The 18848-nt window shown below is 69.7% G+C and carries 14 protein-coding genes and 1 pseudogene; 8 read left to right on the forward strand and 7 right to left on the reverse strand.

Features of this window, described 5'->3' with window-relative positions:
* Nucleotides 1–8: 8 nt before the first annotated feature.
* A complete protein-coding gene (gene uvrA / locus AB0I77_RS11990) occupies nt 9–3062 on the reverse strand; it encodes an excinuclease ABC subunit UvrA (RefSeq protein WP_363282325.1) in 3054 nt (1017 codons plus the stop codon).
* 223 nt (nt 3063–3285) lie between these two features.
* On the opposite strand from uvrA, the gene AB0I77_RS11995 reads away from it, so the two are divergent.
* The 5 genes from AB0I77_RS11995 to AB0I77_RS12015 all read left to right on the forward strand — a co-directional run bounded on the left by AB0I77_RS11995 (nt 3286) and on the right by AB0I77_RS12015 (nt 7502).
* On the forward strand, nt 3286–3972 hold the full coding sequence (locus AB0I77_RS11995; RefSeq protein WP_363282326.1) for a maleylpyruvate isomerase family mycothiol-dependent enzyme: 687 nt from the start codon (nt 3286–3288) through the stop codon (nt 3970–3972).
* A gap of 10 nt (nt 3973–3982) precedes the next feature.
* A complete protein-coding gene (locus AB0I77_RS12000) occupies nt 3983–4639 on the forward strand; it encodes an MBL fold metallo-hydrolase (RefSeq protein ID WP_363282327.1) in 657 nt (218 codons plus the stop codon).
* Nucleotides 4640–4951: 312 nt separating this feature from the next.
* The gene (locus tag AB0I77_RS12005; protein WP_363282328.1) at nt 4952–5836 is read left to right on the forward strand and encodes an ABC transporter substrate-binding protein; all 885 of its coding nucleotides are present in this window, start codon (nt 4952–4954) and stop codon (nt 5834–5836) included.
* Nucleotides 5833–6753 (forward strand): amino acid ABC transporter permease, encoded by a 921-nt coding sequence (locus AB0I77_RS12010; RefSeq protein ID WP_363282329.1) that lies wholly within the window; start codon nt 5833–5835, stop codon nt 6751–6753. Before AB0I77_RS12005 ends, AB0I77_RS12010 begins: the two co-directional genes overlap by 4 nt.
* A gap of 20 nt (nt 6754–6773) precedes the next feature.
* Entirely contained in the window at nt 6774–7502 is a 729-nt protein-coding gene (locus AB0I77_RS12015; RefSeq protein ID WP_363282412.1) for an amino acid ABC transporter ATP-binding protein, read from the forward strand.
* 61 nt (nt 7503–7563) lie between these two features.
* On the opposite strand, the gene aroQ is transcribed toward AB0I77_RS12015, so the two are convergent.
* Complete coding sequence (aroQ, locus tag AB0I77_RS12020; protein ID WP_363282330.1) at nt 7564–8022, reverse strand: type II 3-dehydroquinate dehydratase; 459 nt, start codon at nt 8020–8022, stop codon at nt 7564–7566.
* A gap of 197 nt (nt 8023–8219) precedes the next feature.
* On the opposite strand from aroQ, the gene AB0I77_RS12025 reads away from it, so the two are divergent.
* Nucleotides 8220–9524: an MFS transporter gene (locus tag AB0I77_RS12025; RefSeq protein ID WP_363282332.1), complete on the forward strand. Its 1305-nt coding sequence runs from the start codon at nt 8220–8222 to the stop codon at nt 9522–9524.
* A 98-nt stretch (nt 9525–9622) separates the two neighbouring features.
* On the opposite strand, the gene AB0I77_RS12030 is transcribed toward AB0I77_RS12025, so the two are convergent.
* The 5 genes from AB0I77_RS12030 to AB0I77_RS12050 all read right to left on the reverse strand — a co-directional run bounded on the left by AB0I77_RS12030 (nt 9623) and on the right by AB0I77_RS12050 (nt 16951).
* A complete protein-coding gene (locus AB0I77_RS12030; protein WP_363282333.1) occupies nt 9623–10624 on the reverse strand; it encodes a TerC/Alx family metal homeostasis membrane protein in 1002 nt (333 codons plus the stop codon).
* Nucleotides 10625–10847: 223 nt separating this feature from the next.
* Nucleotides 10848–13004, reverse strand: a complete 2157-nt coding sequence (locus AB0I77_RS12035; protein WP_363282335.1) for a TerD family protein — start codon at nt 13002–13004, stop codon at nt 10848–10850.
* A gap of 52 nt (nt 13005–13056) precedes the next feature.
* Nucleotides 13057–13623 carry a TerD family protein gene (locus AB0I77_RS12040; protein ID WP_363282413.1) on the reverse strand — a complete coding sequence of 189 codons (567 nt, stop codon included), beginning with the start codon at nt 13621–13623 and terminating at the stop codon, nt 13057–13059.
* 236 nt (nt 13624–13859) lie between these two features.
* Entirely contained in the window at nt 13860–15998 is a 2139-nt protein-coding gene (gene uvrB, locus AB0I77_RS12045) for an excinuclease ABC subunit UvrB (protein ID WP_363282336.1), read from the reverse strand.
* Nucleotides 15999–16081: 83 nt separating this feature from the next.
* Nucleotides 16082–16951, reverse strand: coding sequence for an MHYT domain-containing protein (locus AB0I77_RS12050; protein ID WP_363282337.1), 870 nt, complete (start codon nt 16949–16951; stop codon nt 16082–16084).
* Nucleotides 16952–17332: 381 nt separating this feature from the next.
* On the opposite strand from AB0I77_RS12050, the gene AB0I77_RS12055 reads away from it, so the two are divergent.
* Both AB0I77_RS12055 and AB0I77_RS12060 read left to right on the forward strand, forming a co-directional pair.
* Nucleotides 17333–17887 (forward strand): methylated-DNA--[protein]-cysteine S-methyltransferase, encoded by a 555-nt coding sequence (locus AB0I77_RS12055; protein WP_363282338.1) that lies wholly within the window; start codon nt 17333–17335, stop codon nt 17885–17887.
* 158 nt (nt 17888–18045) lie between these two features.
* A pseudogene (locus tag AB0I77_RS12060) lies at nt 18046–18844 on the forward strand (zinc-binding dehydrogenase); the annotation flags it as partial.
* Nucleotides 18845–18848 lie beyond the last annotated feature (4 nt).

Here is an 18848-nt window from a genome sequence, read left to right on the forward strand (position 1 = left end):
CACGCGTCTCAGGCCTTGCGGGCCCGCGCCGTCTTCTTCGCGGGTGCCGCCTTCTTCACGGCTCCGGCCGCCTTCTTGCCGGCCGTGTCGTCCGCGGCCGTCACTGTCTTGGCCGTCGCTGTCTTGGCCGTCGCCGTCTTCTTCGCCGTCGACTTGGCCGCCACCGTCTTCCTGACCGCCGTCCGGCGTGGCGCCTTCACCGATGTCGCGTCGCTGATCCGCTCGGGGTCGAGGATCTCCCGCAGGAACTTGCCGGTGTGGCTGGCCGGGACCCCGGCGACCTGCTCGGGCGTGCCCTCGGCGACGACGAGGCCGCCGCCGGCTCCGCCTTCCGGACCCATGTCGACGACCCAGTCGGCCGTCTTGATCACGTCGAGGTTGTGCTCGATGACGATGACCGTGTTGCCCTTGTCGACCAGTCCGGACAGCACCGTCAACAGCTTGCTGATGTCCTCGAAGTGCAGACCGGTGGTCGGCTCGTCCAGGACGTAGACCGTGCGTCCGGTGGACCGCTTCTGGAGCTCGCTGGCGAGCTTCACCCGCTGGGCCTCGCCGCCGGACAGGGTGGTCGCGGACTGGCCGAGGCGGACGTAGCCGAGACCGACGTCGTTCAGTGTCCTGAGGTGGCGGGAGATACCCGGAACGGCCTCGAAGAAGTGCATGGCTTCCTCGATCGGCATGTTCAGGACGTCGGCGATGGACTTGCCCTTGAAGTGGACTTCCAGGGTCTCCCGGTTGTAGCGGGCGCCGTGGCAGACCTCGCACGGGACGTACACGTCCGGGAGGAAGTTCATCTCGATCTTGATCGTGCCGTCGCCCGCGCAGTTCTCGCAGCGGCCGCCCTTGACGTTGAAGGAGAAGCGGCCGGGCATGTAGCCGCGGACCTTCGCCTCGGTGGTCTCGGCGAACAGCTTGCGGACGTGGTCGAAGACGCCGGTGTACGTCGCCGGATTGGACCGGGGGGTGCGGCCGATGGGCGACTGGTCGACGTGCACGACCTTGTCGACGAGGTCGTCGCCGTCCACGCGCGTGTGCCGCCCCGGAACGTTCCGGGCGCCGTTGAGCTCGCGGGCCAGGTGCGTGTACAGGATGTCGTTGACCAGGGTCGACTTGCCGGAGCCGGACACGCCCGTGACCGCGGTGAACACGCCCAGCGGGAAGGACACGTCGATGTCCTGGAGGTTGTTCTCGCGGGCGCCGTGCACCGTGAGCTGCCGGGACGGGTCGAGGGGCCGCCTGATGTCGGGCAGCGGGATGGCCTTCTTGCCCGACAGGTACTGCCCGGTCATCGACTCGGCGTTGTCGAGCAGCTCCTTCAGGGAGCCGCTGTGCACGACCTTGCCGCCGTGCTCGCCCGCGCCGGGGCCGATGTCGACGATCCAGTCGGCGACCTTGATGGTGTCCTCGTCGTGCTCGACGACGATGAGCGTGTTGCCCATGTCGCGCAGCCGGACCAGGGTCTCGATGAGCCGGTGGTTGTCGCGCTGGTGCAGGCCGATGGACGGCTCGTCGAGGACGTACAGGACGCCGACGAGGCCTGAGCCGATCTGGGTGGCGAGGCGGATGCGCTGGGCCTCGCCACCGGAGAGGGTGCCTGCCGCGCGGTTCAGCGAGAGATAGTCCAGGCCGACGTCGACCAGGAACCGCAGCCGCTCGTTGACCTCCTTCAGGACCCGCTCGGCGATCTTCTTGTCGCGGGCGTTGAGCTTCAGCTCACCCAGGAAGTCCGCGCAGTCGCTGATGGACATCGCGGAGACCTCGGCGATCGACTTCTCCATGACCGTGACCGCGAGGACGATCGGCTTCAGGCGGGTGCCGTCACAGGTGGGGCAGGGCACCTCGCGCATATAGCCCTCGAAGCGCTCACGGCTGGCGTCGCTCTCGGCCTCGCTGTGCCGGCGCTTGACGAAGGGAACGGCACCTTCGAACGGCGTGGTGTACACGCGCTCGCGGCCGTACCTGTTGCGGTACCTGACCTCGATCTGCGTCTTGTGGCCCTGGAGCAGGGCCTTCTTGGCGCGCTGCGGCAGGCCCGCGAAGGGGATGTCCGTCCGGAATCCCAGCGCGTCCGCGAGAGCGCCGATGAGGCGCCCGAAGTAGTCCTTGGTGTGGCCGTGCGACCAGGGGTGGATGGCGCCTTCGTCGAGGGACTTGTCCTCGTCCGGGACGATCAGCTCGGGGTCGACCTCCATGCGCGTGCCGATGCCGGTGCACTCGGGGCAGGCGCCGAAGGGCGAGTTGAAGGAGAAGGAGCGGGGCTCCAGCTCCTCGAAGGACAGATCGTCGTACGCGCAGTACAGGTGCTCCGAGTACATGCGCTCGCGCTCGGGGTCGCCCTCGGGGAGGTCGACGAAGTCGAGCACCACCATCCCGCCGGACAGGCCGAGCGCGGTCTCCACGGAGTCGGTGAGGCGGCGCTTGGCGGTGTCCTTCACGGTGAGGCGGTCGACGACCACCTCGATGGTGTGCTTCTCCTGCTTCTTCAGGGTGGGCGGGCTGGAGAGCTGGACGGTCTCGCCGTCCACGCGCGCGCGGCTGTATCCCTTGGTCTGGAGATCGGCGAAGAGGTCGACGAACTCGCCCTTGCGCTCGCGCACCAGCGGCGAGAGCACCTGGAAGCGGCTCCCCTCCGGCAGCTCCAGGACCCTGTCGACGATGGCCTGCGGCGACTGGCGCGAGATCGGCCGGCCGCATTCGGGGCAGTGCGGCTTGCCGATGCGGGCGAAGAGCAGGCGCAGGTAGTCGTAGACCTCGGTGATCGTGCCGACCGTCGAGCGCGGATTGCGCGAGGTCGACTTCTGGTCGATGGAGACCGCGGGCGAGAGGCCCTCGATGAAGTCGACATCCGGCTTGTCCATCTGGCCGAGGAACTGGCGCGCGTACGAGGAGAGCGACTCCACGTAGCGCCGCTGGCCCTCGGCGAAGATGGTGTCGAAGGCCAGGGAGGACTTGCCCGACCCGGACAGGCCCGTGAAGACGATGAGCGAGTCGCGAGGCAGGTCGAGCGAGACATTCTTCAGGTTGTGCTCGCGCGCGCCACGGACGATGAGACGGTCGGCCACGCCGGTCCGCACCTTTCTTGAGAGAAGTGACAGGGGCGAGGCCCCCGTGCTTTCTCAGAGTAGGGGGAGCCACTGACAACGCCGGTCGGATTCCGGAATGGACAACACTCCCCGGCCATCCAGCATGCCCGACGTCGCTCCCGACCCTATAGCACGTGCATTCGATTTACGGCACTCGTTCACCACCTTCACCCAAAGGTGTGGCGAGGCTAGGGTCAGCACCATGATTGATCACGCTCATGACCTGGCGTCTGTACGTGACGCGACCGAACGGCTGCTCACCGCTGTCGCCAAGCTGGACAACAAGTCGGTGGCCGATCCGTCACGGCTCCCCGGCTGGACCCGCGGACACATCCTCGCGCACCTCGCCCGCAATGCGGACGCTCTCGTGAACGTCCTCGAAGGGCGTCCGATGTACGCCTCCGCCGACGCCCGGGACGCCGACATCGAGAGGGACGCACCGCGCCCCCTCGACGTCCAGCTCGCCGATCTGCGCGAGAGCGCGGCCCGCTTCCAGGAGGCGGGGGTCGCACCGGCGGACTGGTCGCGCACGGTCGAGCTGCGCAATGGAGTCACCGACTCGGCGGCCCGGGTGCCGTTCCGGCGCTGGATCGAGGTGGAGCTGCACCACGTGGACCTCGGGATCGGGTACGAGCTGGAGGACCTCTCGGAGGAATTCACCCAGCGCGAGATCAACTTCCTCGCCGCGCGGTTCCGGGGCCACCCCGACGTACCCGCCCTGCTGATCGAGGAGGACGACGGCCGGCGGATCCCGACCGGCCGCGAGGCAGGGGCGGCGATCACCGTCACCGGCCGCCGGGCCGACCTCCTCGGCTGGCTCTGCGGCCGCCGCGACGGTTCCGGGCTGACGGCGGACGGCGGCGTCCTGCCGGCACTCCCCCCGCTATAGGCTGGCGGTCATGACGTACAGCGGAGCGGTGAAGGTCGGCGGCCCGGCCGATGTGCACGAGCTGCGGGACCTGATGATCACCAAGATCGCGGTCGGCCCGATGGACAACAACGCCTATCTGCTGCGCTGCCGCGCCACGGACGAGCAGTTGCTGATCGACGCGGCCAATGACGCACACACCCTGCTCGGCATGATCGGCGACGACGGCATCGCGTCGGTCGTCACCACACATCAGCACGGCGACCACTGGCAGGCGCTCGCCGAGGTCGTCGCGGCCACGCGCGCGCGTACGTACGCGGGCCGGGACGACACCGACGGCATCCCCGTGCCGACGGACGTCCCGGTCGACGACGGCGACGTCATCCGCGTGGGGCACGTGGAGCTCACCGCGCGCCATCTGGTCGGGCACACGCCGGGTTCGATCGCCCTCGTCTACGACGACCCGCACGGACACCCCCATGTGTTCACCGGGGACTGCCTCTTCCCGGGCGGCGTGGGCAACACCCGTAAGGATCCGAAGGCGTTCGCGAGTCTGATCCACGACGTAGAGACGAAGATCTTCGACGTACTCCCCGACGAGACGTGGGTCTACCCGGGACACGGCAACGACACGACGCTGGGCGCGGAGCGGCCGCATCTGCCGGAGTGGCACGCGCGCGGGTGGTGAGCACCGGCGCGGACGTGGTGAGTTACGCCCCGCGCACGCGCCCCGTGTGAACGGTTCACGCACGCCGGTGCCATACGCGCGCTCCCGGCGCACGTGGTTGCGCGGTCAACTGGAGGCAGCCCCGCACAGGATGACGGCTCCTGCGCGGCACGGGCCGCCGGCCTTCTATCCCCGCCCTCGGCCGGCGGCCCCGGCGGCTCTCGTCAGGATCGCGCGGGAAGTGTTCACAAGAACGCAACACGCTTTCCCACCATGCGGACAATTCCCGCTGTGACCTGGACAGACGAGACGGTGGACTGTCAATCTCCCGCCATGCATCCTGCCCCGCGCGCGCTGCACCGCGCCGTCGCCGCCGCGACCATAGCTCTCCTCGCCACCGCCGTCGGCTGTGCTCCGCAGCCGGAGGAGAAGGCGGCCGGCACGCCTTCGGGGTCGGCCGGGACGACCTGCGCCAAGGGCAAGTTGGCCACCGAGACCTCCGGCAAGCTGACCATCGCCACCGACGAGCCCGCGTACGAGCCGTGGTTCAAGGACGACAAGCCGGCGAGCGGCGAGGGCTTCGAGTCAGCGGTCGCGTACGCCGTGGCGAAGCAACTCGGCTACGACAAGAGCGCCGTGGTCTGGCAGAGCGTGCCCTTCAACAAGGCCTTCGCGCCCGGCGAGAAGACGTTCGACTTCGACATCAACCAGGTGTCGATCAGCGCCGAGCGCAAGAAGGCCGTGGACTTCTCGTCCGGCTACTACGACGTGCGCCAGGCCGTCATCGCACTCAAGGGCTCCAAGGCCGCGAAGGCGACGAGCCTCGCGGCCCTGAAGGACCTCAAGCTGGGCGCCCAGGTCGGCACGACCAGTCTCGACTACATCGACGACGTGGTGCGGCCGAAGCAGGACGCGGCCGTCTACGCCAAGAACGACCAGGCCAAGTCCGCGCTGAAGAACGGCCAGGTCGACGCCATCGTCACCGACCTGCCGACCGCCTTCTACATCACCGCGGCCGAGGTGACGGACGCGAAGATCGTTGGGCAGTTCGAGAACCAGGGCGGTACCCCGGAGCAGTTCGGGCTCGTGCTCGACAAGGGCAGCGCGCTCACCTCGTGCGTGACGGACGCGGTGGACGCGCTGCGAGAGGACGGCACGCTGGCGAAGCTCGAAAAGCAGTGGCTGTCGGACGCCGTCGACGCCCCGGTGCTCAAGTGACCCTCACGAAGGCGGAGTCCGGCGAGGAGGACGCGGACGGCAAGGGCGACCCGGCCGCCGCGAACGGTGACGGATACGTCCCGTCGCAGCGGCGGATCGAACGCGAGGCCTACAAGCGCGCCCGGTCCCGCCGTGCCACGGCGATCGCCGCGCTCTCCACCCTGGCCACGGGCGTCGTCCTCTACCTGGTCGTCGTCAACGCGCCCGGCTGGGAGCGCACCAAGGGGACGTTCTTCGACTGGGGGTACGCGCGCGAGGCGTTTCCCAAGGTCCTCGAAGGACTGTGGCTCAACGTCCGGCTGCTGCTGATCTGCGGCGTGGCCGTGCTGGTCCTCGGGATGCTCATCGCCGTCGCCCGCACGCTGCGCGGCCCGGTGTTCTTCCCGCTGCGGTTCCTGGCCGCCGCCTACACCGACTTCTTCCGCGGGCTTCCGCTCATCATCAACCTGATGATCGTCGTCCTTGGGGTTCCGGCGCTGCGGCTCCAGGGCGTGACCGTCGACCCGGTGCTGCTGGGCGGTACGGCGCTGACGCTGACGTACTCGGCGTACGTCGCCGAGGTGTTCCGCGCCGGCATCGAATCGATCCACCCCTCGCAGCGCGCCGCGGCCCGCTCGCTCGGCCTGACCAACCGGCAGGCGCTGCGCCACGTGGTCCTGCCGCAGGCGGTACGCCGCCAGGTGCCGCCCCTGCTGAACGACCTGGTGTCGCTCCAGAAGGACACCGGGCTCGTGTCGATCGGCGGCGCGGTGGACGCCGTACGGGCCGCTGACATCATCGTGGGCCGCAGCCTCAACTACACGCCGTACATCGTCGCGGGCCTGGTCTTCGTGGCGCTGACCATTCCGATGACCCGGTTCACGGACTGGGTGACGGCCCGGATGGACCGTCAGCGGGCCCAGGGAGGATCACTGTGAGCGACGCTCCCGTGCTGCGCATGGAATCCGTCCGCAAGGCCTTCGGCGACTCGGTCGTGCTGCGAGGCGTCGACCTGGAGGTCGCCCCGCACACGGTGACCGCGCTGATCGGCGCCTCCGGCTCCGGCAAGTCCACGCTGCTGCGGTGCGCGAACCTCCTTGAGGAGATCGACGACGGCGCGATCTGGCTGGACGACGAGGAGATCACCGATCCGCGCGCCGACCAGGACGCGGTACGCCGCCGTATCGGCGTGGTCTTCCAGGCGTACAACCTCTTTCCGCACATGACGGTCCTGGAGAACATCACGCTGGCTCCGCGCCGGGTGCACGGCGTGTCACGTACGGAGGCCGAGGCACGCGCGCGTGAGCTGCTGGAGCGGCTCGGGCTCGCCGAGAAGGCGGGCGAGTACCCGGACCGGCTGAGCGGCGGCCAGCAGCAACGGGCCGCGATCGTCCGGGCTCTGGCGGTACGCCCCCGGCTGCTGCTGCTCGACGAGATCACGGCCGCCCTCGATCCGGAACTCGTGGGCGAGGTCCTCGCCGTCGTCCGTGACCTGAAGGACGACGGCATGACCATGGTGCTGGCCACGCACGAGATGGGCTTCGCCCGCGACGTGGCCGACCAGGTCTGCTTCCTGGACTCGGGTGTGGTGCTGGAGCGCGGCACCGCCGAGCAGATCTTCGGCGACCCGCAGCAGGAGCGCACGCGGCGCTTCCTGCGACGGATCGTGGAGGCGGGGCGGCTGTAGGGGGTGCGGCTGCCCGGGGGGGGCGGCTGTAGCGGGTGCGACTGTAGAGGGGCGTAAGCGTTTACGACCCCGCCAGCGCCGCGACCCGCTCCACACCGAACACGTATCCCTGCACACCGCATCCCGCGATGACGCCGTCGGCGCGCAGCGAGACGTAGGAGTGGTGCCGGAACGCTTCGCGCTGGTGGATGTTGGAGATGTGGACCTCCAACACGGGCATGCCGTCGCAGGTGTTGAGCGCGTCCAGGATGGCGACGGACGTGTGCGAGTAGGCACCCGGGTTGATCACGATGCCGCAGTGGTTGAGCCGCGCCTCGTGGATCCAGTCGACCAACTCGCCCTCGTGGTTGGACTGGCGGAAGTCCACCGTGCCGCCGTGCCCGGCCGCCGCCTTGACGCACAGGGCCTCGACGTCGGCGAGCGTGTCGGAGCCGTAGATCTCCGGCTGGCGCTGGCCGAGCAGGTTCAGGTTGGGGCCGTTGAGGATCATGATCGGGGTGTTGGCCAGGGTGCGGGGCACGGTTCCTCCGGTCCGTTGGGGTGGGGCGATCCGTCGGGGACCGCTGCTCAGCCCGGTCTATCACGGTGCGCGCGCAGGAGGACGGCCCCTCCCCTCGCGGGATGCGACGCCCGGCGCATCCCGGTCATGTACGGATGACGACCGGCCGCTCCCACGCGCCCCCGTAACCCGCCGTCACCGTGGGTAGTTGACGCAGCATGCACGACGTACGCACCGTAAGGGCACCCTCCATGCTGCGGCTCGCGGTCGCCTCGCTCGCCGGGACGGCCATCGAGTTCTATGACTTCTTCGTCTACGGGACCGCGGCCGCGCTGGTCCTGGGGCCCCTGTTCTTCCCGACGTTCTCGCCGTTGGCGGGGACGCTGGCCGCCTTCGCAACCTTCGGCGTGGGCTTTGTCGCGCGGCCGCTGGGGTCCGTGCTGTTCGGGCACATCGGGGACCGGCACGGGCGCCGGCCGGTCCTGGTCGCCTCGCTGCTGCTGACCGGCGCGTCCACGGTGGCGGTCGGCTGCGTGCCGACGTACGACACGATCGGGGTGGCCGCCCCGGTGCTGCTCCTGGTCCTGCGTTTTCTGCAAGGCCTGGGGCTCGGCGGGGAGTGGGGCGGGGCCGTGCTGCTCACCGCGGAGCACGCGCCCGCGCATCGGCGTGGGCTGTGGACGAGCTTCCCGCAGGTGGGGCCCTCGTTGGGCTTCCTGCTCGCCAACGGCGTGGTGCTGACACTGTCGGCGACGCTGTCCGAGGCACAGTTCGCCCAGTGGGGATGGCGGGTGCCGTTCTGGGCGGCGGGGGTGCTGGCCGCGGTGGGTCTGTGGCTCCGGTCCTCGCTCGTCGAGAGCCCCAGCTTTCTCGGCATCGACGACCACGCGCGCGTGCCGCTCGCCGAGGTGGTGCGCGACCACTGGCGGCTCGTGCTGCTGACGGCCGGAGCTCTCGCCGTCGGGTACGCGATCTTCTACGCCGTCACGACCTGGTCCCTCGCATACGGGACGGAGCGGCTCGGAGTGAGCCGTGGCGTCATGCTGACCTGCATCATGGCCGCGGTGGTGGTGAAGGGCTCACTGACGCCCGTGGCCGCGCTCCTCGGCGACCGTTACGGTCGGCGGCCCCTGTGTCTGGCCGGGTGCGCGGCCGCCGCCGTATGGATGTTCCCGATGGTCGCGCTCCTCGCCACGGGCGCGCCGCTGCTGATGTTCCTCGGCTTCCTGGGCGCGATGCTCGCGTTCATCACGATGTTCGGCGTCATCGCCGCCTATCTGCCGGAGTTGTACGAGCCCCGGGTGCGCTGCACGGGTGCCGCGGTCGGCTACAACCTCGGCGGGGTCGTCGGCGGCGCTCTCACTCCGATCGTGGCGACCGCGCTCGTCGAACAGGGTGGCCGGGTGCCATGGGGCGTGGGCGCGTATCTGACGGGGGTCGCGCTGCTCAGCCTGGGATGCTTCGCACTGCTGCCCGAGACGCGGCCGGTGCCGATGGTGGTGGCGGAGCCGGCCACCGGGTGAGGTGACCTCGGGACGATCGCGACGGCGACGGCGAACGGGCCCCGCACTCCTGGAGTGCGGGGCCCGTCGGCGGATGGTTGTCTCTACGTCCGACGTGGTCAGGCTTCGATGCTGTCCTTCGGAGCGCCATCGCTCCGCTTCTGCGCCGCCTCGGCCGCCGCCTGCTTCTTGGAGGCCATGAGGCTGGTGATCGTGGTGACGATCAAGACCGCGCAGATCACGCCGAGCGAGACCGGAATGCTGATCTCCGGGACGTGGACCCCGGACTCGTGCAGCGCGTGCAGGACCAGCTTGACACCGATGAAGCCCAGGATGATCGACAGGCCGTAGCTGAGGTGGACCAGCTTCCTGAGCAGGCCGCCGATGAGGAAGTACAGCTGCCTCAGGCCCATCAGCGCGAACGCGTTGGCCGTGAAGACGATGTACGGGTCCTGGGTCAGACCGAAGATCGCGGGGATCGAGTCGAGCGCGAACAGGACGTCCGTGGAGCCGATCGCGAGCATCACGACCAGCATCGGGGTCATGACCCGCTTGCCGTTCTTCTGGATCCACAGCTTGGTGCCGTGGTAGCGGTCGGCCACGCCGAAGCGGCGCTCGGCCGCCTTGAGCAGCTTGTTCTCCTCCCAGTCCTCGTCCTCCTCGTCGGCCCGGGCCTCCTGTATGAGCTTCCAGGCGGTCCAGATCAGGAAGGCGCCGAAGATGTAGAACACCCACGCGAAGCTGGCGATGATCGCGGCGCCCGCGGCGATGAAGATCGCCCGCAGGACCAGGGCTATGAGGACACCGACCAGCAGTACCCGCTGCTGGTACTGCGAGGGCACTGCGAACTTCGCCATGATCAGGACGAAGACGAAGAGGTTGTCGACGCTCAGCGACTTCTCGGTGATGAAGCCCGCGAAGAACTCGCCGGCGGGCTGGCCGCCGCTGAAGAGGAGCAGGCCGAGCCCGAAGAGGCCGGCCAGGACGATCCAGACGACCGTCCAGATTCCGGCTTCCTTGATCGATACGTCGTGCGGCTTGCGGCCGATGAAGAAGTCGACCGCGATGAGGGCGGCGAGGCCCAAGATCGTCAGGACCCACAGGGTCAGGGAAACATCCACTGCGCCTCCGGCAGTACGTAACGGCAAATGTCAGCGTCGTCGCTGCCGGAGGTCTCTTCCACCCAGGATGGGCCGACGCCCCGGGATCTGGCCTGATCCGTATTGACGGGTACGCCGCAGTCGACAGGGAGTACTCCCCTCCGTGAGAAAGACGGTACCCCAACCACCAAGGAAAGGTAAAGCGATTGGCAAAAAAGGGGTCAAGTTCCCTGGTCAGCTCGTTTTACCTGCGCTTGGTACGGGCCGTCGCGACCTGGCTGAGCACATGCTGGAGCACCTGACTGCCGGACGGCACGAGCGAGGGCTCGAACGTCCAGGCATGCCCGACCCAGGGGTCGGCGAGGTGGTCGTCGGGCACCGGAGGAAGTCGCAGCAGCGAACGCCACAGCGGGTCGAGCAACGGGCCGTAGCCGGCGGCCTCCTCGCGGTCCGCGACCATCATCAGGTGGACGCCGACGGCCGGGCCCTCATCCGCGAGGTAGCGCAGCTGGGTCACGGCGCGGTCGTCGAAGCCGTGCGGGAAGTCGTTGACGATCAGCAGTTGCTCGGCGGTGTCGAGGCCGGGCGGGAGCGAGTCGGCCGCACCGGCACGTAGCGCCATCTGCACCAGGTCGACGCGCTCGGTGAGCCGGGTGAGGACGTCCGCCACCCCCGCCGCTCCGAGCGCGGGCGGGGCCGCGAGGACGCCGGCCTGCACCAGCGGTGCGAGCGCCTTCGCTGCCGAGCCGGCGGGGTCGATGACATGCACGGTGAACTCATCCGCCGGGTGGACGGCGAGCAGCCGGGCCGCGTGCGCCACCGCGGTCTCCATGGCGAGGCGCCGCAGGTCGTGGGAGTCGGCGAACGAGCCGTCGAGCGATCCGGCCGATCCGCTGTCGATCCACAGACCGCGTTCCAGCGGCAGGCGGACGAGCAACGGTATGCGCAGCTGAGGCGCCTCGGGCAGGTGGAGGTCGCCGAAGCGCACGGCCATGGGGATCTCCGTCGGCACACGGTAGGCATGCCACACGGGGTTGTCCCAGCGCGCGTAGGCCGCCGGCAGCGCGGGCTCGACGACCTGGGTCTCGGCCGCGAGCTGGGTGAGGTCCCGGTCGAGGGCCTCCCTGGCCTGGTCGACCAGCTGGGTGCGCCTGGCGCGGGCCGCCTCGCGCGCGGCGTCGCCCTGTCCGCCGATCCGGCTGCGCGGGTCGGACAGGGCCTGGTCGAGCTCCTTCTCCATGCGTGAGTCGGCGAAGTCGACGGCGCTGCGGTACGCGGCCATCGTGCGGGCCAGGTCCTCGAACATGCCCCACACCTGGTTGTAGAGCCGCTCGTCCATGGACCAGCCGGTCGCGTCGCCCGCGACCGGACGCGCCGGCTGTCCGTGCGGGGTGGGAGGCGCGGTCGGCGGAGGCGGCGGGGCCGCGCTCTGCCGACGCGGGTGGCGGTAGTCGACCGGGCCGCCGGTGGTCGGGCCGGAGGGCTGAGTGGCAGAGGGCTGGGTGACTGAGGGTTGGGTGACCGCGGCCGGGTCCACCGCGGGCCCTTGGGAGTAGCCGGGCTGCGAGGCACCGGCCGCCGGGGTGCCCTGGGCGCCGTCGTACGGAGACGTCGGCTGCGGTGGTGTACCGGCTGCCGGAGCGCCCTGTGCGTCGTAGGGGGAGGTGGGCCGTGTCGGTACGCCGGGTGCCTGGGTCCCGTGGGGAGCCATCGGCTGCTGCGGTACGGGGCCGGGGGCGGCCTGGGGCGCGGGGCCGGCCCGTTCGGCGCCGCGCGCCGGTGTGGCCGCCTGGCGGGAGCGGTCGCCGTCCGCCGGGTGCGGCTGAGGTGCCGGAATCGAGCGGGTCAGGCCCTGGGCCACCGCCTCGTTGATGCCGCTCGCGAGTTGCCTGGCCTGGGGCAGTCCCTGGTCGGCGAGGAGTTCGGCGAGGCCGCCCGCGTACCCCTGACCGACCGCACGCACCTTCCAGGCGCCCTGGCGGCGGTAGATCTCCAGGGCGACGACGGCCGACTCGGCGTCCAGGCCGATGATCGTGTAGCTGGCGACCTCGGTGCCGTCGAGGTCGGTGACCGCGACGAACGGAGCGGCGACGGCGCCGAAGCACACGGGGCCTCCCGCGCCGGGTGCGGGCAGCGCGAGCAGCACGCTGACCCGGTGCACGGCCTCGGGCAGGGCGCCGAGGTCGACCGCGAGACGATGGTCGGCGGCTGCCTGCCGGGAGACCTCCAGTCCCGGAAGGGTGGGTGCGCCGGGATGGGCGACCCACTCGGCGCCGTGCACCCTGCCGTGCTCGTCGCCGATCGTGGCCCCCGCCACGATCGGCGTGCCGGCCGAGACCCGGATCTCCAGACGGACCTGGGAGAGCGGGTGGTTCTGTCCCCGCGCCAGCTCGGCCGTCATCGACTCGTCCCCCTGTGTCGCTGTGTCGTGTCGGTGCCGCTCGCCTGCCGCCTTACAGGTGCGGCAGGATCGCGGGCATCAGGTCCTGGAAGGTACGGCCGTTGGCCGGAGTGCCGAGCGCCGTCATCGTCCAGCCCGGGCCCGTGCGGTGCACCTTCGCCATGATCTGGGCCGTGTAGCCGCCACCGCCCGCGAGCGTGTAGCGCGCGAGCTCCTGGCCGTTGGTCTCGTCGACCAGGCGGCAGAACGCGTTCTGCACCTCCTGGAACGTCTGGCCCGTGAAGGAGTTCACGGTGAAGACGATCTGGTCGATGTGGACCGGCACGCGTCCCAGGTCGACCAGGATCGCCTCGTCGTCGCCGCCCTGGCCGACGCCGCCGACGAGGTTGTCGCCGGTGTGGCGCACCGAGCCGTCGTCGCTCACCAGATGGCGGAAGAAGACGACGTCCACCGGCTGCTTGTCCGCGAACAGCACGGCGGAGGCGTCGAGGTCGATCTCCCGGGTGCGCGTGCCGAAGAGGCCGCGCCGGGGAGCCGCCTGCCAGCCGAGACCCATGCGCACGGCGGTGAGGCTGCCCCCGTCTCGCTTCTGCAGGCTGATGGCCTGACCCTTGGTCAGATTCACGCCGCCACCGGGCGTGCCGCCCTTGGATACGTCCACCACGCGCTGGTCCCTTCTCGTGTTTCCCCTGTTTCCGCGGGATCCGCGGATGACCCGAACCCTACGCAGGGCCACTGACAGTGCCGCACCCCGGTCCACACTTTGTGTCGGTCTTGCAACACAGCGCGTACACCTGAGGTTCCGGGACCCTTCAGTGACGCCCGTCCGGTTCGTGACCGGCGCCCGAACGGCCGTCAGACCAGGCCCGCCTCCTTCATCTGGCGCAGTTCCTTCTTCATTTCGTGGACCTCGTCGCGCAGCCGGGCGGCGATCTCGAACTGGAGGTCGGCGGCGGCTGCGCGCATGCGCTCCGTCATCTCCTCGATCTGCTCGGCGAGTTCGGCCGCGGGGCGGTCGGTCGGGACCGTCTCCTTGGCCTTGCCCTTGGCGGCCTTGGTGCCCTTGGCCGCCTTGCCGCCGAGGGCGGGGACGGGGGCCTTGGCGCCCTTGCCGTCCTTCGACTTGCGGTAGCCCGAGCCGAGCAGTTGCTCCGTGTCGACGTCCTCGCGGGCGATCTGCGCCACGATGTCGTTGATCTTCTTGCGGAGCGGCTGGGGGTCGAGTCCCCTCTCGGTGTTGTAGGCGACCTGCTTCTCCCGGCGGCGGTTGGTCTCCTCGATGGCCTTCTCCATCGCCGGGGTGATCTTGTCGGCGTACATGTGGACCTGGCCGGAGACATTGCGCGCCGCGCGGCCGATGGTCTGGATCAGGGAGGTGCCCGAGCGCAGGAAGCCCTCCTTGTCGGCGTCGAGGATCGCCACCAGGGACACCTCGGGCAGGTCGAGGCCCTCACGGAGGAGGTTGATGCCGACGAGCACGTCGAACTCGCCGGAGCGCAGTTCGCGCAGCAGTTCCACGCGGCGCAGGGTGTCGACGTCGCTGTGTAGATAGCGGACCTGGATGCCGAGTTCCAGGAAGTAGTCGGTGAGGTCCTCGGCCATCTTCTTGGTGAGTGTGGTGACCAGGACGCGCTCGTCCTTCTCGGTGCGCATGCGGATCTCGTGCACCAGGTCGTCGATCTGGCCCTCGGTGGGCTTGACGACGACCTCCGGGTCGATGAGGCCGGTCGGGCGGATGATCTGCTCGACGACGCCGTCCCCGCGGGAGAGCTCGTACTTGCCGGGGGTCGCCGACAGGTAGACCGTCTGCCCGATGCGCTTCTGGAACTCCTCCCACTTCAGGGGGCGGTTGTCCAGGGCGGAAGGGAGCCGGAAACCGTGGTCGACGAGGGTGCGCTTGCGGGAGGCGTCGCCCTCGTACATCGCGCCGATCTGCGGGACCGTGTTGTGGGACTCGTCGATGACGAGCAGGAAGTCGTCCGGGAAGTAGTCCAGCAGGGTGTTCGGCGGGGAGCCGGGCTGGCGGCCGTCGAAGTGCATCGAGTAGTTCTCGACGCCGGAGCAGGAGCCGATCTGGCGGAGCATCTCGAGGTCGTACGTGGTGCGCATGCGCAGGCGCTGGGCCTCCAGGAGCTTGCCCTGCTTCTCCATCTCGGCCAGGCGCTCCCCCAGCTCCTTCTCGATGTCGTTGACGGCCCGCTCCAGGCGCTCGGGGCCCGCGATGTAGTGGGAGGCCGGGAAGACGTACAGCTGTTCGTCGTCGCTGATGATCTCGCCGGTGAGCGGGTGAAGGGTGGACAGGGCCTCGATCTCGTCCCCGAACATCTCGATGCGGACCGCGAGCTCCTCGTAGACCGGGAAGATCTCGATGGTGTCGCCGCGGACGCGGAAGGTGCCGCGGCTGAACGCCATGTCGTTGCGCGTGTACTGGATGTCCACGAAGCGGCGCAGCAGCTGGTCCCGGTCGATCTCCTCGCCGACCTTGAGGGGGACCATGCGGTCCACGTATTCCTGCGGAGTACCGAGGCCGTAGATGCAGGAGACCGAGGCGACCACGATGACGTCGCGGCGGGTGAGCAGCGAGTTGGTCGCGGAGTGGCGCAGGCGCTCGACCTCCTCGTTGACCGAGGAGTCCTTCTCGATGTAGGTGTCCGACTGCGGGACGTACGCCTCGGGCTGGTAGTAGTCGTAGTACGAGACGAAGTACTCAACGGCGTTGTTCGGCAGCAGCTCGCGGAACTCGTTCGCCAGCTGGGCGGCCAGCGTCTTGTTCGGCGCCATCACGAGTGTGGGGCGCTGGAGCTTCTCGATCATCCACGCGGTGGTGGCCGACTTGCCGGTGCCGGTCGCGCCGAGGAGAACGACGTCCTTCTCACCGGCCTCGATGCGCCGGGACAGCTCGGCGATGGCCGCCGGCTGGTCGCCGCTGGGCTGGTAGGGGCTGACGACCTCGAAGGGCGCCACCGTACGTTCGATGCTGGAAACGGGCCGCATGTGTTCCACCGTACGACCCCCCACTGACAACGCGGCCGGATCAGCGGTTTCGCCGTAGCGGGAAAGCCTCGGTGCCGGGCGGATCAGCGGTTCTGCGGGGTGCGGGAGTCGCGGTGTGCCGAGTGGCGGCGGGTGCGGAGCACCGGGCGGCGACCGCTGGGGTGGGAGACGAGTTCGCGCGCGGGGATGCCCGGCTTGTTCTCGACGGGCGTCCAGACGGGCTTGCCCATGACCATCAACGGGTCGAACAGCACGACCACGGCGGCGAGGAGCAGGAAGGCGAGCGGGCCGATCATCAAGGGCGCCAGCAGGGACGCGGGCGAGTCGCCCGCGGTGGGGGCCGCCGTGTCGTGGAGATGGACACTGAGGGCGGCCATGCCCGTGTAGTGCATGCCGGTGACGGCGAGTCCCATGATGAGGCTCGCGCCCACGCTCCACAGGAACCCTCTGACCTGGCCTGCGGCCCACAGGGCGACCGTGGCGGCGGCGACCGCTATGACGACGGAGGCGGCCACGGTGAGCGTGTTGTACTCCAGCTTGCCGTTGAGGCGCATGCCGGCCATGCCCAGGTAGTGCATGGAGGCGATGCCCAGGCCGGTGATGGCACCCCCGGTCATCAGGGCCGTCCCCCTCGCCCCCTTGTAGCCGACGATGAAGATCCCGATGCCCACCATGACGATGGCGACGCCCAGGCTCGCGAACGTCATCGCCTTGTCGTAGTGGATCGGCGCCTGATCGACCTTGAACCCCATCATCGCGATGAAGTGCATGGTCCAGATGCCGGAGCCGATCGCGGCCGAGCCGAGGGCGAGCCAGCCCGGGCGCCAGGAGTTGCCGACGAGCATGGACCGGGTGGTGCAGCGCAGGCCGAGGGCACCGCCCAGGCACGCCATGAGGTAGGCCACCAGCGGTGTGACGAGTCCGTAGCTGAATCCGTCGACCGTGCCTTGCATGCGCGGCTGCCCTTCCGCCCTCTTACATTCCGGAATGTCCCGATGTGCACCCCTCCCCCGGACCGCCCGAGCGGTCAGGGCCGAGGCAGAGAGTATGACTCCCACCGGAATGGTCGAACGATTTTCCGGCAAAGAAACACGCCCTTGCCCCAGTTGTGCGGCACCGGTGAGCGGACTTGGGGTCACTCCATTCAAGTTGTGGCCGTCCTGTATCCTCCGCCCTTGACCCTCCGCTGTCACAGTGGCGCCCTCTGTGATCACTCGACGCCAGGAGCATGCCGCATTGCCGGTGAGCTGAGTCCCCGCGCCGCCCGGGGCCGGCGCGGGCCGGTGTCCGCCGCTCCCCGGGCGTTGTCAGTGGCGAGCCGTACGGTGGGTGGCATGAACAGCGATGGGCAGTACGAGCAGCAGGTCGTGTGGACCGTCGTCGCCACCGACATCGGTCCGCTGCTGCTGGCCGCGACGCGGGAGGGCCTGGTCAACGTCGTGTTCCACGCCACGGACGCGGTCCGCGACAAGGCGCTCGACCGGCTCGCGTCCCGGCTCGGCAGCGAGCCCGTCGAGGCTCCCGACTCCCCGCTGCTGGCCGAGGCGATACATCAGGTGGAGGCGTACTTCGCGGGCGAGCGGCATGACTTCGAGCTGCCGCTGGACTGGTCGTTGATCTCGGGCTTCAACCGGCAGGTGCTGCGCGAGCTGGCGTCCGGCGTCCGGTACGGCGCGGTCGTCGGGTACGGCGATCTTGCCGGGCGGGTCGGTCAGCCGGGCGCGGCCCAGGCGGTTGGGATGGCGATGGGTGCCAATCCGCTGCCGGTCGTCGTGCCCTGCCATCGGGTGGTCGAGAGCGACGGCGGCATCGGCGGCTTCGGCGGCGGACTGGAGACCAAGCGGAAGCTGCTGGCCCTGGAGGGCGTGCTGCCCGAACCGCTGTTCTGAGCCTTGTCCCGAACCCGGTTCCGAAGCCTTGGGAAACGGTCCTCACGCGACGGCTGGCCGTCAGGCCGGGGCGGTAGCAGACTCGGCCGTGCGTACCGTCGCCGGCATCCGACTGGCATCCGCAGGACACGGAGCCGAAGAGACGGCGATCACGCATGACCGGCATCTGTCTGAACGTCAACCCGGCCGGCCCGGGGGCGGCCTACGGCTATGTCGACATGGGCGGCTGGGTGGGCGGCCAGGCCGAATACGCCAGGGTCCCGTACGCGAACTTCAACCTGTTGAGGTTCCCCGACCGGGACGAGTCCCGACCGGTTTCCACGGCGCCGTCACCGCCGGGGCGGACCCGGTCGGTCTGGCGTCGGCCGCTTCGGCGCAGCTCCTGGGCGCTGCCGCGGTCGTCGTCGGCGACCTCAACGCCGAACGCCTCGCCCAGGCGCGCAGCTTCGGCTGCGAGACCGTAGACGTGTCGCGCGGCAGCGTGGAGGAGCAGATCGCCGAGATCCTGGGGGAGCCCGAGGTGGACGTCGCGGTGACGCGGTCGGCTTCGAGGCGCGAGCCCACGGTGCGGACGCCCCGGAGGCGCCCGCGACCGTCCTCAACTCGCTGAGGGGCGTCAAGCGCGCGGGCGGTGCCCTGGGCATCCCCGGCCTGTACGTCACGGACGACCCGGGAGGTGTCGACCAGGACGCGCGCAGCGGCACGTTGAAGGTGCGGCTCGGCCTCGGCTGGGCCAAGAGCCACCGCTTCACGACCGGCCAGTGCCCGGTGATGCGGTACAACCGGAGCCTGATGATGGCGATCCTGCACGGACGCGTCCACATCGCCAAGGCCGTCAACGCGACCGTCATCGGGCTGGAGGACGCACCGCGCGACTATGCCGAGTTCGACCAGGGCGCGAGCCGCAAGTACGTGCTCGATCCGCACGGGGCGCTGGATGGCGTACGCCCGGTCTGAGTCC

The organism is Streptomyces sp. NPDC050619, assembly GCF_040654815.1.
Lineage (GTDB): Bacteria > Actinomycetota > Actinomycetes > Streptomycetales > Streptomycetaceae > Streptomyces.